Source organism: Collinsella aerofaciens (assembly GCF_020181355.1).
Taxonomy (GTDB): Bacteria; Actinomycetota; Coriobacteriia; order Coriobacteriales; family Coriobacteriaceae; genus Collinsella.
The window spans coordinates 787,437-800,569 of sequence record NZ_CP084004.1 but is presented as its reverse complement, the minus strand read 5'-3'; the positions used below and the strand labels follow the sequence as shown (position 1 = coordinate 800,569).

Sequence of the window (13,133 nt, the reverse complement as noted above, 5' to 3'; positions counted from 1 at the left end):
GCGCCTAGTGCAGAATCTTGGACAGGAACTCGCGACAGCGCGGGTTCTCGGGGTTATCGAAGAAGTGCTCGGGCGTGCCCTCCTCCAGGATGCGGCCGTCCTCCATAAAGATGACGCGGTCGGCCACCTGGCGCGCAAAGCCCATCTCGTGCGTCACGCAGATCATGGTGATATCCTCCTGCGCGAGCTCGATCATGACGTCCAGAACTTCCTGGACCATCTCGGGGTCGAGTGCCGAGGTCGGCTCGTCAAACAGGATGATGGGCTGCTTGGTGCACAGGGCACGGGCGATGGCGATGCGCTGCTGCTGACCGCCCGAGAGATTCTGCGGATACTCGCCGGCCTTATGCGCCATGCCGACACGCTTGAGCGCGGCGATAGCGATCTCGGTCGCCTCCTCCTTGCTCTTCTTTTGCAGTTTGATGGGCGCGAGCGTCAGGTTGCCCAGCACCGTCATGTTGGGATACAGGTTGAACTGCTGAAACACCATGGAGCTATACTTGCGAGCCATCTCCAGGTGGTTCTTTTTGGTGAGCGGCGTACCGTCGATGACTACCTCGCCCGACGTGGGCTCCTCCAGATAATCGACGCAACGGATGAGCGTCGACTTACCCGAACCGGAAGGCCCGATCATTACGAGCTTCTCGCCGCGCTTGACGGTGAGGTTGATATCTTTGAGCACATGCAGGTCGCCAAAGTACTTGTTGAGATGCTTGATCTCGATCATGTCTGCCATGAATGTCCCTTCCCTGCGTTTACACGAGTTGAACTATTGTACGGAAAGAACCACGTTTTCGCAGCCCACACTACATTCCCGTAAAGAACCCGCAACCTTCCACCCACTCATTGGGGACAGACTTAAATGAGTACCTGCTCATTGGGTACTCATTTAAGTCTGTCCCCAATGAGCACCGCCCAGCAAAAAAGGGGCGTGACCGCAATGGCCACGCCCCCTCAACATCAACTATATGCCGCTCGGCCCCTACGCGAGGCGGGCTCCGACGATCTTTGCTGCGGCCGGCTTGTCGAAGTTGCCGCCGGTTGCCTTGCCCAGGGCACCCATAACCTGGCCCATCTGCTTCTTGGACGTGGCACCCAGCTCGGCGATAACCTGCTCGATCAGAGCCTCGAGCTCCTCACCCGAAACCTGCGCGGGCAGCAGGCTCTCCAGAATCTTGACCTGCTCGGTCAGGTTGTCGGTACGCTCCTGGTCGGTGCCGGCCTTGATGGACATCTCCAGCGTCTCGCTCGTCTGCTTGATCAGACGCTTGATCATGCTGTTGACGTCTTCCTCGGTCACATCGCGGCGCTCGTTAACCTCGATATTCTTCACCTCAGCCTTGACCTGGCGAATGATGGACAGGCGAACCTTATCCTTGGCCTTCATGGCCGCGATCATTTCCTTCTGCAGCTCTTCGTTGGTCATCTGCAAATCCTCTCTAATAGCGTGGGCGGCACTCGCGCGAGCACCGCCCCATGATTACTCAGTCGTCGACGAATCGTCGGTCGAACTCTTGGTGACGCCCTTCAGACTCACGTTGTATGGCACGTCTTTGGGCATGGGGTTGACGGTAATGTCAGCGTCCTTCTTGTACTGCTCCAGCCACTCGCTGTACGCGGTGCTGGCCGCTTGCGTCTTCACCACGTTGGAGACGTACTTTTTGATGTCCTTGGGCACCTGCTTAATGTCATCAACCTGATTATCGACATGGAAGTAGTCGGTGCACTTGATGATGTGGTAGCCATAGGTCGACTCGACGACTTCGCTCACGTCGCCCTTGTTGAGTCCCTCGAGCGCCGTCTGGTAGCTGTCGACAAAGGTGGTGAGCTTATCCCAGCCCACATCGCCCTTCTTCTCCTTGGAACCGGTGTCCTCGGAGTACTGCTCAACGGCGTCCTCAAAGCTCAGCTCACCGGAGTTGATCTTGTCCAGGCACTCCTGCGCCTTGGCCTTGGCGGCAGCCTTGTCCTCGTCGGAAGCGTCGGAATCAACCTTGATCAGGATGTTCGACGAGCGGCGGGCGTCGTTGTAGCTGGACAGGTTTTCGTTGATGTAATCGACAATCTCGCTGTCCTTGGGCTTGCTGGTGGGCGCCACGGCGTCCTTGAGCTTTTGCTGTGCCAGACTCTCCTTGAGCGAGTCCTTGTAGGTGTCCTCGGTATAGCCGTAGGTCTTGAGGGTCTTCTTAAAGGCCTTGGCACCGCCCGCGCTCTTGCACGCGCCCTTCCAAGCCTTCTCGACCTCCTCGTCCGACACCGTCACGCCGTTCTCCTTCTGTGCCTGTTGAAGCAGAATCTGCTGCGTGTAGGAGTCGATGAGTTGCTTGCGGTACTTCTTGGGCGTGAGGTCGTTGTCAACCAGATACTGCGCCCAATCCTCATCCTTGGTGTAGCCGTAGGACGTGCGCATGCTCATGATCTGCTTGGTCACGGTGTCCTCGGTGAGGTTGGTGCCGTTGATAGTTGCAGCAACACCGCCGGTCAGCTTGTAGCCCGAGGTGTCCTCGGCCTGCGACATAAGGCCGGAGCACGCCATCGCCGAGACGGAAAGCAGCATCGCCAGCACGCCGATGACCACCAGGACGATCTTGACGGTCTTAGACACGTACGTCTTGCGCTGCTTCTTGCGAGAGCTGGAGGCAGCGCGGGCCTGCTGCTCGGGCGTCGGCGCGGCCTCGGAGTTCTTTTTCTTATTTGCCATAGTTGGCCTTTCGCATAACGAATCGAACAAACGCCATTGTGTCACAACGCAGCCCCCGCGGCACGCTTGGTGCATTGGGGACAGATTAATCTGCACCATTTTGGTGCAAAGGGGACAGCTCTGGCAGCCGGCAGTTAGGGACAGTCCCCAAGTGCCGACTCAGCCCCACCTTAGAAGTGGCGGCGGATGGCGTCGACCATGCCCTGGGGCGTGGTCTGGCCGAGCACGTCGGCTGCGGCATCGGCGCCCATAAAGATGTTCATGAGTGCCTGCAGGGCCTCGACCTGGCCGCCCGGCTCGGCGATGCCCAGATTGATGACGATCTGCGCCGGCACCGGAGCGCCCATGCCAGCCATAGCGTTAAATGTCACGGGCGCGGCGGGCTTCACCACCGCGATATAGGGCTTGGCCACAAACCCCGGATCGGTATGCGGAATGGCAATGTTTGCCGCCGGCATAGCGAGACCCGTGGGATAGGCATCCTCGCGCGTGCGGACGGCATCGAGCCAACCGGATGCAATGTAGCCATGTGGTGCAAGCTCGCCCTCAAGCCGCGCGAACACCTCATCCGGCGTCGCACACTCCCAATCAAAAAACACCAGCTCAGGCGTAAACAGCGCTTCGTTATCCGCCATGCGCTCACCTCTCTCACCTAGCCACCTGCGACGTTCTTGAATGACTAGTCGTTAAAGAACGTCGCAGGTGGCTACCCAAAACAAAAGGTGGCCACGCGCGTCTTGGCGCCAATGACCACCCTGACTACTCGGCTAAATTGTACTGTGCGCCGCTAGCCGCGAGGCGCGTCAATTGCGACCTTGCCGCTCTCCAGCACGTGAACGCGGCCGTCGGCGAGCATCTGCACGACCTCGGGATACAGCACGTGCTCGATCGCGTGGATGTGCTCCTCGAGCGTGTCGACGTCCCAGCCCTCCTCAACAGTCAGCGCACGCTGGGCAATGATGGGACCGTTGTCGTAGATCTCGTTGGCAAAGTGCACGGTCACGCCGGTCACCTTGACGCCGCGAGCAAACGCATCGTCGATCGCGTGGGCACCGGTAAAGCTCGGCAGCAGCGCCGGGTGCAAGTTGACCACGCGGTTGGGGAACGCCGCCAGCAGCGGGGTGTGCACCATACGCATGTAACCGGCCATCACCACGTACTCGCAGCCGCGCTCGAGCAGCTCGTGCGCGATGATCTCGTCGGCGGCGATGGGGTCAGCATAGACATCCTTGGACAGCGTGAGCGTCTGGATGCCCGCGCGCTCAGCGCGCTGCAAACCCTTAGCCGAAGGACGGCTCGACACCACAAGCTCAATCGAAGCGTTGAGCTTGCCGGCGGCGATCAGATCGATCAGCGCTTGCAGGTTGGTACCCGAACCGCTGATGAGCACACCGATCTTGAGCGGCTCAGCCGTATCGGTGCCGGTCGGACGGGTGTAGGGCACAAAGCCCAAGCTCTCGGCAGCAGCCATCTGCTCGTTAGCGCTCATCGGAGTACACGACCTTACCGGAACCCTCAACGCACTCGCCCACGCGGAACGGCTTCTCGCCCAGCGCGACCAGGGCCTCGGTAACCGCGGCCTCGTCCTCGGGGGCGACGATCAGGCACAGGCCAACGCCCATGTTGAAGGTCTTGCATGCCTCGTTGGGCGCGAGCTCGGCCTGGCGCGACACGTAGGTGATGACGGGCGGAACGTCCCAACCCATCTCGGCGCCGTTGCGGGTGACCACGGCGTCGACGTCGTCGGCAAGCGCGCGGTTGAGGTTCTCGGTAATACCGCCGCCAGTAATGTGGGCGATAGCGTGCACGTTGGCGCCGCCGCGGAGCAACTCAAGAATCGGCTTGACATAGATGCGCGTGGGGGCCAACAGGGCGTCTGCCAGCGATGCGCCGCCGAGCTCCTCGAGCGGACGGCTCAGCTCCTCGGCCTTAGCGGCGGCCTCGGGCGTGCCCGGCTTAATGCCGTCGACGCCAATGACCTTGCGCACGAGCGAGTAACCGTTGGAGTGCACGCCGGTGGAAGGCAGGCCCAGAATCACGTCGCCGGGGCGGACGTTTGCGGGATCGAGCATCTTGGGACGGTCGACGACGCCCACGGTAAAGCCGGCAAGGTCGTAGTCGGCCGGAGCCATGACGCCGGGGTGCTCGGCCATCTCGCCGCCCACGAGCGCGCAGCCCGCGAGCTTGCAGCCGTCGGCCACACCCTTGATGATCTTTGCCATGTGCTCGGCCTCAATGTGGCCGATGGCAACGTAGTCCAGGAAGAACAGCGGCTCGGCGCCCGAAGCCAAAATGTCGTTGACGCACATGGCGACCAGGTCCTGGCCCACCGTCTCGTGACGATCCATGATCTGGGCGAGCACAAGTTTGGTGCCCACGCCGTCGGTACCGCTGATCAGAATCGGGTCTTCCATATCCTTAAGCGCGGCGGCCGAGAATAAGCCACCAAAGCCACCGATACCGCCGATGACCTCGGGACGGTTGGTGTCCTTAACCATTTGCTTAATGGCGTCGACGGCGCGGCCGCCCTCGGCGGTATCGACGCCGGCGTCCTCATACGTCACATGCTTGCTGTCGCTCATCTGAGCCTTCCTCTCCCACTACCGTGGCGCCGCGCGGGCGCCAAACGGTGCTCATAGTTGCGTTCATTTCGGCGCGCGCCATAACAGCACGCGCCGTCATATCAACAAAACAGCAGGTAAAACCTACCAAAATGAACCTGTCCCTACATGGCAGGTTTTAGGCCTCGCCGTGCTTCTCTTCCCAGCTGCGGTCGTCGTATTTCTCGACCACGGCGTCGTCGTCAAAGTGCAGCGGCTTATCCAGGTTGCGGGGCTTAAAGCCCTCCATAAACTTGTCGCGGCCAAAGCTCTCGGGAATCGCCACGGGGTAGCGGCCGGTAAAGCACGCATCGCAGTAACCGCCCTTGGGCATGACCTTCAGCAGGCCCTCGACCGAAAGGAAGGCCAGCGAATCGGCGCCGATATACTCGCAAATCTCGTCGACCGTCTTGTTGGCGCTGATAAGCTGCGACTGTACGTCGGTATCGATACCGTAGAAGCACGGCCAGATGACCTCGGGCGAGTTGATGCGGATATGAATCTCCTTGGCGCCAGCGTTGCGCAGCATCTTGACGAGCTGCACCATGGTGGTGCCACGCACGATGGAGTCGTCGATGACGACCAGGCGCTTGCCCTCGATGTTGTCGCGCAGCGGGTTGAGCTTCATGCGCACGCCCATGGCGCGCAACTCCTGCGTAGGCTCGATAAACGTACGGCCCACGTAGCGGTTCTTGATGAGGCCCTCGCCAAAGGGAATGCCGCTCTCGTGCGAATAGCCCTCCGCGGGCGGCAGGCCGGAGTCGGGCACGCCGATGACCAGGTCGGCCTCGACGGGCTCCTCATGTGCCAGCTGACGACCCATGTCATAACGGCAGGCGTAGACGCTCTTGCCGTTCATGATGGAATCGGGGCGAGCAAAGTAGACCTGCTCAAAAATGCAGTTAGCAGGCTCTTCGGCGGCAGGCACGCCCTGCTCGGACACAAGGCCCTCGGCGCTGATGCGCAAAATCTCACCGGGACGGACGTCGCGGACGTACTCGGCGCCCACGATATCGAGCGCGCAGGTCTCGGAGGCAACGACCCAGCCGCCGGCGCGCGTGACATGGGTGGTGGCGTCGACCGTCGCGGCGCCGTCCTGCGACGGCAGCTGCGAAACGGATGCGGCATCGGCCTGGTCCAGGCCCTCATCCACCAGCTTGCCCAGCACGAGCGGGCGAATGCCGTGCGGATCGCGGAATGCGTAGAGCGCCTGCTCGTTGATGAGCGTCATGGCGTAGCCGCCGCGCACGAGCTCCATGGTCTTGCGAATGCCCTCGCGCAGATGGCCAGTACGCTGAGTAAAGTAGCCGATGAGTTTGGTCGCGACCTCGGAATCCGAGTTGGAGAGGAACGGTACGCCCAGCTCGATCAGCTGGCGACGCAGCTCGTCGGTGTTGACGAGGGTGCCGTTGTGCGCGAGCGCGATAATGACGCTATTGATGGTAGAGAGGTGCGGCTGAGAGGCTTCCCAGCTCTTGGCGCCGGCGGTGCCGTAGCGCACATGACCCACGGCCAGCTGACCGGAGAGCGTCGACAAGTCGGCATTGGAGAACACGCGGTCGAGCAGGCCCAGATCCTTGCGGACCATAACCGTACCGCCGTCACCAACGGCGATTCCCGCCGATTCTTGGCCGCGATGCTGCAGTGCACGCAGGCCAAAGTACGTCAGTCGAGCCACGTCGCGATCGGGCGCCCAGACACCAAAAACGCCGCATTCCTCATGCAGCTGGTCAGAGTCCGGATCATACGTCGACATGGCGTTCACCTGTCCCGCGGCACGCTCGGCCGCGCGGATGGTTTCTTGAGACATGGCATCCCCTCAGAGCCTCGTATTTTGGCGTTACCCGCCTTATTATACGCACGGCGCGACGCGCTCCCCCGCGCATGAGCAGCGCTTTTTAAAAGCCCACCGAGCTTATTATCCGTTTTGCGACCAAACATTTTATTGGGTAGTCCACTCTCAGGGGCAACGGCCTCGAAGACTTCCCGTGCGCCGTGTCTCGCCCGCGCTAGGGGCTACATTGTTGCAATTGGGACGTTCGTCCTGTCTTTTAGCTGGTCGTCGGCGTATCCTTGTAGGCTACTACAAGACGAGAAAGGTAGCGTATGGATCGAAATCAACTCGACCCCAGTGTCCCCAGCACCACGGAGGCCAAGAAGATCCCCCTTATCATCAAGGTCTACGCAGTCCTGTGCACCCTATCTGGCGTGGGCACGCTCCCGTCAGTCGCCGTCTTTATGTGGCAGGTCATCACCGCACTCATTAACGGCAACGTCGCCGCTAAGCTCGGTGATAACACCCTGGTCGCGGTTGGCCTTATCGTCGCCGGCATTATGCTCTCGGCGGCAAGCGCGATCATCTTGATCGTCTTTGGCCTGGACCTCATCAAGGACCAGCGGCGCAATGCCGCCCGCCTGTCTTACGTCCTCATCGCATTTACCGTCGTGGAGCTTTTAGTTGACGTGATGCTCCAGGGCATCGGACCCTTCCTGCTGCGCCCCGCCGTCCAGCTTGTCATCCTCATTGCGCTGTCGGCCACCGTCGACCCCACGCTACGCCAGGAGCGCGAACTGCAGCGCCGTCTGCAAGAGATGCTCGACCGCGATGCCGCCGCCGAGGGGATGCTCGGCCGCGACGAAACCGGCGAGGGCTACATCAAGCTCAACTACTTCAACCTGTTCTGGGTATTCTTCGTCTGCAGCGTGTTAGGTCTCATTCTCGAGGAAGTCTGGCATATGGTCGTCGTCGATCCCGGCGTCTATCAGGACCGTGCCGGTATGCTATTTGGCCCCTTTAGCCCCATCTACGGATTTGGCGCGGTGCTCATGACCATGGCGCTCAACCGCTTCTATAAAAAGAATCCTCTGATCATTTTCCTGGTAAGTGCCCTGATCGGCGGCGCTTTCGAGGTGTTTGTAGGCTGGTTTATGCAGACCTCATTTGGCGTGGTGTCGTGGAGCTATTCACACATTAGGCTATTCGGCATGCCCGATCCCATCGCGGTATTGACCGGGGGACGCACATGCACGCCGTTTGCCTGCATGTGGGGCCTGGGTGGCCTCATCTGGATCAAGGTCTTGCTGCCGCGCCTGCTTAAGCTCATCAATATGATTCCATGGAAACGCCGCTACTCTGCTACCGTCATCCTGACCGCCGTCATGTTGATCGACGGCGTCATGACGTTGCAATCGCTCGACTATTGGTATCAGCGCGTCAACGGAACCGTTCGAAATATTCCCGTCGCACAGTTCTATGACAAGCATTTCGATAACGAATATATGGAGAACCGTTTTCAGAGTATGACCATGAGCCCCAAGGACGCCACACGCGTGTAGCAAACGCCAGAGCAAAATAGCTCCAACACATCAAAGCCCGCTGGCAGATCTACATGAACTGCCGGCGGGCTTTCGCTATAGACAGACTCGGATTGCCGACGAGGCCTTACGCCTCGCGCTCGACCTCGCTCACGCACTCGTTCTTGATGGTGCCGACGAGCGACTGCAGCGCATCGACCACATGCGGGCGAATGTCCCCGCCAATGAGCACGAGCATGATGTCGTCACCTACGGCAAGCTCGCCGCTTGCCAGCCATACGCGCACATAGCCGATACCCGGCATCGTGCGCGTCGCCTCGATAGCGGCCTGCACCTTTTCGGCATCGAAGCCAAACACCATGCCGCCCACCTTGTGGCCTGGCGCCACGCCATCGGTCTCGACTCCGCGCACTTCGGCCTTGGGCGTCGCGCGCACCACGCCGTTGTGTGTCAGGTACATCCCACAATCAGCCGCCGAAACATCGGCCTTGGCTTCGCGCAGCCAAGCATCAACCGAAGGCATCGATTTGCCGTTCTCAAGCATCATTTCTCCTTTTGATTTCCAGGGTAGTCTTTTTGGGACGGGGCCCGGACACTTTATTCCTCGACCGGCGTGAGCACCATGACGGCGCGCGTATTGCTAAATGACAGCGAACGGCAGGTCACAAGCGTTACGACCTTGGTTGCCGAAGCGGCACGATCGGTGGCATCGCTCGCCACGGCAGAGGCACCGTCGAGCATCTCGGACAGATAATTCTTCAGTCCGTCATCGCCCTCAAAGTTGGGCGTGCGCGCCTTGGCATACGTGTCCTCGACCACCTTGGTCGCCAGCGGACGCAGCTTATACGTCGCGTCACGTGTGATGTAGTACACGTAGTCCATGCTGTCGAACGTCGCTTGATCGGTCGTATCCGAAATCACGTTGAACATCGAACCGTCGTTCATGTGATGACCGTAAATCGTGGTCTGCTGATCCACCATGCCCGGCGCGGTGTCGTCGCTATCCAGGAAGATGGCACCCGACGCATTGGCGGTGCCGTCGAACAGCGTGTTGAGGTACTTGGAGTTGTTGTTGGTCTGCACCACGGGGTAGTTGATGTTGGTGCCGGGCGCGTAAATCCAACCCACAACCTCGGGATTTGTCTGGGCAAGCGCATTGAAGTCGATAATTGGCACGCCACTGGCGTCCTTGTCGCTCACATATTGCTTTTCGATTTTTTGATACGACTCGCTCGCCTGCTTGTAGCCAATCTGCGCGTTGATAAAGATAGCGGCCGCAGCAACGATCAGGCCAATACCGATGATGATGAGCAGAATGGGAATGACGGAGCGGCGATTTTTGCGCGGCGGCTCGGTATAGCTCGATGGCGCGGCATGCGCCGAAGAGCGAGGTGACTTCTTGGCCGTACTGTATGACGAAGGGCGATATGCAGCAGGTGTATCCTGACGGCGATGCTTCGCCGGCGTCACGGGGCGCGGCGCACGTGACTGCTGAGGAGAGGATGTCCGACCCTGCTGCGGCGCGCGGGCTGCTCCCGACTTGGCTGGATCGGGAATCCGAGAAGCCGAAAAACGCTTTCCCTGATAGTCGGACATGGCTCTCCTTATGCTGCAAATGGACTGGCAGAGCGCTTAGGCGTCAGCCATCTCCTGCTTCATCTTCTCGATAACCTTGCGGTACTCGGGGTCGCATGCGCCCAGAATCTGCGTGGCGTAAATGGCAGCGTTCTTGGCACCGTTGATGGCCACACAGGCAACGGGCACGCCCGAAGGCATCTGCACCATCGACAGCAGCGAGTCCATACCACCCAGATCGCTCGTCTTCATAGGCACGCCGATGACCGGCAGCGGCGTAAACGCAGCCACGACACCGCCCAGGTGAGCAGCCTTGCCGGCGGCGGCGATAATCACTTTGATACCGCGATCGGCAGCAGTCGAAGCCCACTCGTGGACCTTCGCCGGCGTGCGGTGTGCGCTCGCAATGACGAGCTCATAGGGCACGCCCAGCGCCTCGAGCTCGGCGGTGCAGCCTTCCATAACGCCCAGATCGGACTTGGAACCCATGATGATCCCGACAACCGGCTTTTGATCTGCCATAAACAAAGACCTCCTGTTGAGAGCGGTGACGCGGCGGATCCGCGACCCTTAACTACTGAGAGTAGTATAGCCGCTCCCGTCCCTGCGGTCTTTGTGGTGGCGGCTGAGCCTTTCCCTCGGGAACTGGGCTTCGCGAAGTTTCCCGAGGGAAAGGCTCAGCCGCCACCCTGCGACCTACCGGGGATTGCCATGACGTACGTTGGCTGATGAATTGGAAAGAAAGGTTAACGGAGGCTGAAAGGCAATTGGTCCAGAAAAAACCCTGACGAATCTAATTCGTCAGGGCCCTACCAACGCTCACTCGTCGTTCATCGTTAAAGCTAGATATTCTCTTCCGCCCATTTCTCGAAATCGAGTGTTCGTCTCTGAGCAGTTCGGTAGACTTCCATGTCTTCGCGAGCGCCTACCACTACGATGGCCATTTTTTCTTTAATTCTGATGAGACGGTACACGATTCGAATGCCACTTCCCCTGAGCTTGATTTTCATAAAGCCAGTCAAATCCGTACCCGCCTTGTTTCCAAGAGGCTTGCCAAATCCACCCTCGTTCTGCGGCAATGGGTTCGTTCTGATTTTTTCTATAGCCTTAAGGACAATCTTTCGTTGGGAGCCGTCCAGACGCTTAATATCCTTGAGAGCATCTGGGTAGAAAGCGACTTCGTACCCACTCATTCAAACTCGACCTCATCCATCTGATCGAGTTCGTCCTGGCTCACACCCAGCTCTTCCATAACATCAGACAGGGAAACAAGCGCATCGTCACCTGTCGCAGCCACTCTCTTAAGCGCCAACGTTAACAAGGCGAGGTCCTCCTCCGCTTGCTTCGCTTCCCTGTATTCATCGGGTGTCACAATCACAAATGCTGGCTTGTTGTGTTTGAGGACCACAACAGGATTGTCGTCCCCAACCTTCGAAAAGGCAGCCGAGCCCTTACCGTGGCTGAAATCGCTAATTGGAACAAGGTTGTCGAGCATCTGCAAGGCAGGCATACATACCTCCTAAAAATGAATTCTTTTTCGAATTCATTTTATCATTCTTTTTTGCTATATTGTGCCGCGCAACAGAAACAACCTTTTAGGATACGAATCCGAGCTTAGAATGACTGTTGGCCCTCGCACCGCCCTTGCCTCTTTTATTACGTCAAGTGGTATACAGCGAAGCAAAATGGCAATCTAAAGCACGCGGCATTCGCCTCGCATCGCTACAAAAAACAAACTGCTCCCCACCCACTCGGGCAAGGAGCAAGCCTCATTTTTATAATCAGACCGAGAACCACAAACGCAGAAACACAGGCGACTTCAGTCCCTTATCGCCGAGAGACGTTATTGTGCAGCCATTTCTTTAAGCTTCTCGGCCATCAACAAACACACGTCTTCCGATTGCGGGTACACGCCAAAATGATCGAAAAAACCATGGTCACACCCGGCATATTCGATGACCTCAACATCGATTCCTGAAGACCGTAATTTTGTAGCCCATTTTTCATCGGGGATACGAAGCGGATCGTATTCGGATGTCACGATAGTCACCGGGGAGAAATCAGTGCAGTCCTCAAGCATTAGCGCAGAAATCAACGGGTCATGAGGAGACATTTTTCCGTGTGCGCAAAGTTCGACCATCGGACCGTCCGAATCGCGAAGATGGTCGATGCGAAAACGCGCAACGTCCTCCTGATCGGCTATCGCAGGAAAATCCTCATATCCCTCGCCCTGTTCGCCCGCAAGGTCGACTTCAGGATAGATTTCGAAGGCATGGGCTACAGCTCCAGCACCCCTGAGCTGAACACACGCATTAGCAAGGCTTCCTCCCGCGGAGTCGCCGGCGACCATTATTTTATGAGGATCGATTCCGAGATCCGCGGCATGCTCGCGCACATAATCAAGAGCAAGAACGCAATCCTCGATCTGCCCCGGAAATGCCGTCTCCGGCGCCAAGCGGTATTCCGGATAAACCACCACTGCACCAGACTTTTCGGCGATGAACTCGAGCTGATGTTCAAATTGCAGAACATTCCCCGCCATAAACGCGCCGCCGTGCAGGTAAACAAGCGCCGGACTTGCCTCCTTATGATTTGGTGGCGTCCAGACGAATAAATCTATATAGCGATCGGCCGCCTCCATGAGGATCTCATCGCGCTGAACCTCACCATCGAGTAGGCGGTATGTCGGCTTATCCGGGCGATGACGCATTCCAATAAGGCTCGTCCAGCTCGGAGACATGCTAACATTCCGCATCTTCTTGCGGGATACCTCGAGAATTCGTGGGTCAAGCACATGCTCTCTTTCATCATCAGGAACCGGACGAATTTGAACCTCGAGCCCTCTCTTCTCGGTTATAAACGAGCGACTGGAAATGGCACCAATCAACGCCTCGTCGTATTGTCTACCCATCTTAAATCCCCTCTCGGCAATAACGCCAAAT

The 13,133-nt window shown here is 58.6% G+C and carries 14 protein-coding genes; 1 reads left to right on the top strand and 13 read right to left on the bottom strand.

Features of this window, described 5'->3' with window-relative positions; translation table 11 throughout:
• Positions 1 to 4: 4 nt before the first annotated feature.
• The 7 genes from LCQ44_RS03475 to LCQ44_RS03445 form a co-directional block, all read right to left on the bottom strand.
• On the bottom strand, positions 5 to 736 hold the full coding sequence (locus LCQ44_RS03475) for an amino acid ABC transporter ATP-binding protein (RefSeq protein ID WP_022094215.1): 732 nt from the start codon (positions 734 to 736) through the stop codon (positions 5 to 7).
• Between the two features lie 246 nt (positions 737 to 982).
• Positions 983 to 1,426 carry a GatB/YqeY domain-containing protein gene (locus tag LCQ44_RS03470; protein WP_055310319.1) on the bottom strand — a complete coding sequence of 148 codons (444 nt, stop codon included), beginning with the start codon at positions 1,424 to 1,426 and terminating at the stop codon, positions 983 to 985.
• Between the two features lie 54 nt (positions 1,427 to 1,480).
• Complete coding sequence (locus LCQ44_RS03465) at positions 1,481 to 2,701, bottom strand: peptidylprolyl isomerase (RefSeq protein ID WP_225094069.1); 1,221 nt, start codon at positions 2,699 to 2,701, stop codon at positions 1,481 to 1,483.
• A gap of 170 nt (positions 2,702 to 2,871) precedes the next feature.
• Complete coding sequence (locus LCQ44_RS03460; RefSeq protein ID WP_195444024.1) at positions 2,872 to 3,336, bottom strand: PTS sugar transporter subunit IIA; 465 nt, start codon at positions 3,334 to 3,336, stop codon at positions 2,872 to 2,874.
• A gap of 152 nt (positions 3,337 to 3,488) precedes the next feature.
• Entirely contained in the window at positions 3,489 to 4,190 is a 702-nt protein-coding gene (gene purN, locus LCQ44_RS03455; protein ID WP_225094068.1) for a phosphoribosylglycinamide formyltransferase, read from the bottom strand.
• On the bottom strand, positions 4,180 to 5,283 hold the full coding sequence (purM, locus tag LCQ44_RS03450; RefSeq protein ID WP_055251557.1) for a phosphoribosylformylglycinamidine cyclo-ligase: 1,104 nt from the start codon (positions 5,281 to 5,283) through the stop codon (positions 4,180 to 4,182). Before purM ends, purN begins: the two co-directional genes overlap by 11 nt.
• Before the next feature lie 157 nt (positions 5,284 to 5,440).
• Complete coding sequence (locus LCQ44_RS03445; RefSeq protein ID WP_225094067.1) at positions 5,441 to 7,111, bottom strand: amidophosphoribosyltransferase; 1,671 nt, start codon at positions 7,109 to 7,111, stop codon at positions 5,441 to 5,443.
• 296 nt (positions 7,112 to 7,407) lie between these two features.
• Here LCQ44_RS03445 and LCQ44_RS03440 point away from each other — a divergent pair, with 296 nt between their 5' ends.
• The gene (locus LCQ44_RS03440) at positions 7,408 to 8,637 is read left to right on the top strand and encodes a putative ABC transporter permease (protein WP_148331752.1); all 1,230 of its coding nucleotides are present in this window, start codon (positions 7,408 to 7,410) and stop codon (positions 8,635 to 8,637) included.
• A 106-nt stretch (positions 8,638 to 8,743) separates the two neighbouring features.
• Here LCQ44_RS03440 and LCQ44_RS03435 read toward each other — a convergent pair whose 3' ends face one another.
• The 6 genes from LCQ44_RS03435 to LCQ44_RS03410 form a co-directional block, all read right to left on the bottom strand.
• On the bottom strand, positions 8,744 to 9,163 hold the full coding sequence (locus LCQ44_RS03435) for a molybdenum cofactor biosynthesis protein MoaE (RefSeq protein ID WP_225094066.1): 420 nt from the start codon (positions 9,161 to 9,163) through the stop codon (positions 8,744 to 8,746).
• A 50-nt stretch (positions 9,164 to 9,213) separates the two neighbouring features.
• Entirely contained in the window at positions 9,214 to 10,212 is a 999-nt protein-coding gene (locus LCQ44_RS03430) for a class B sortase (protein ID WP_225094065.1), read from the bottom strand.
• A 36-nt stretch (positions 10,213 to 10,248) separates the two neighbouring features.
• A complete protein-coding gene (gene purE / locus LCQ44_RS03425) occupies positions 10,249 to 10,713 on the bottom strand; it encodes a 5-(carboxyamino)imidazole ribonucleotide mutase (RefSeq protein WP_006235810.1) in 465 nt (154 codons plus the stop codon).
• A gap of 320 nt (positions 10,714 to 11,033) precedes the next feature.
• Positions 11,034 to 11,384, bottom strand: coding sequence for a type II toxin-antitoxin system RelE family toxin (locus LCQ44_RS03420; RefSeq protein ID WP_195361675.1), 351 nt, complete (start codon positions 11,382 to 11,384; stop codon positions 11,034 to 11,036).
• Complete coding sequence (locus tag LCQ44_RS03415; protein WP_195239955.1) at positions 11,381 to 11,701, bottom strand: type II toxin-antitoxin system prevent-host-death family antitoxin; 321 nt, start codon at positions 11,699 to 11,701, stop codon at positions 11,381 to 11,383. Before LCQ44_RS03415 ends, LCQ44_RS03420 begins: the two co-directional genes overlap by 4 nt.
• 333 nt (positions 11,702 to 12,034) lie before the next feature.
• Positions 12,035 to 13,102: an alpha/beta hydrolase gene (locus LCQ44_RS03410; RefSeq protein WP_225094064.1), complete on the bottom strand. Its 1,068-nt coding sequence runs from the start codon at positions 13,100 to 13,102 to the stop codon at positions 12,035 to 12,037.
• Positions 13,103 to 13,133 lie beyond the last annotated feature (31 nt).

Coding starts and splice junctions, on each gene's coding strand:
- LCQ44_RS03465 (WP_225094069.1), bottom strand. CDS start 2,701: ATGGCAAATAAGAAAAAGAACTCCGAGGCCGCGCCGACGCCCGAGCAG.
- purM (WP_055251557.1), bottom strand. CDS start 5,283: ATGAGCGACAGCAAGCATGTGACGTATGAGGACGCCGGCGTCGATACC.
- LCQ44_RS03420 (WP_195361675.1), bottom strand. CDS start 11,384: ATGAGTGGGTACGAAGTCGCTTTCTACCCAGATGCTCTCAAGGATATT.
- purE (WP_006235810.1), bottom strand. CDS start 10,713: ATGGCAGATCAAAAGCCGGTTGTCGGGATCATCATGGGTTCCAAGTCC.
- LCQ44_RS03415 (WP_195239955.1), bottom strand. CDS start 11,701: ATGCCTGCCTTGCAGATGCTCGACAACCTTGTTCCAATTAGCGATTTC.
- LCQ44_RS03410 (WP_225094064.1), bottom strand. CDS start 13,102: ATGGGTAGACAATACGACGAGGCGTTGATTGGTGCCATTTCCAGTCGC.
- LCQ44_RS03445 (WP_225094067.1), bottom strand. CDS start 7,111: ATGTCTCAAGAAACCATCCGCGCGGCCGAGCGTGCCGCGGGACAGGTG.
- LCQ44_RS03470 (WP_055310319.1), bottom strand. CDS start 1,426: ATGACCAACGAAGAGCTGCAGAAGGAAATGATCGCGGCCATGAAGGCC.
- LCQ44_RS03475 (WP_022094215.1), bottom strand. CDS start 736: ATGGCAGACATGATCGAGATCAAGCATCTCAACAAGTACTTTGGCGAC.
- LCQ44_RS03435 (WP_225094066.1), bottom strand. CDS start 9,163: ATGATGCTTGAGAACGGCAAATCGATGCCTTCGGTTGATGCTTGGCTG.
- LCQ44_RS03440 (WP_148331752.1), top strand. CDS start 7,408: ATGGATCGAAATCAACTCGACCCCAGTGTCCCCAGCACCACGGAGGCC.
- LCQ44_RS03430 (WP_225094065.1), bottom strand. CDS start 10,212: ATGTCCGACTATCAGGGAAAGCGTTTTTCGGCTTCTCGGATTCCCGAT.
- purN (WP_225094068.1), bottom strand. CDS start 4,190: ATGAGCGCTAACGAGCAGATGGCTGCTGCCGAGAGCTTGGGCTTTGTG.
- LCQ44_RS03460 (WP_195444024.1), bottom strand. CDS start 3,336: ATGGCGGATAACGAAGCGCTGTTTACGCCTGAGCTGGTGTTTTTTGAT.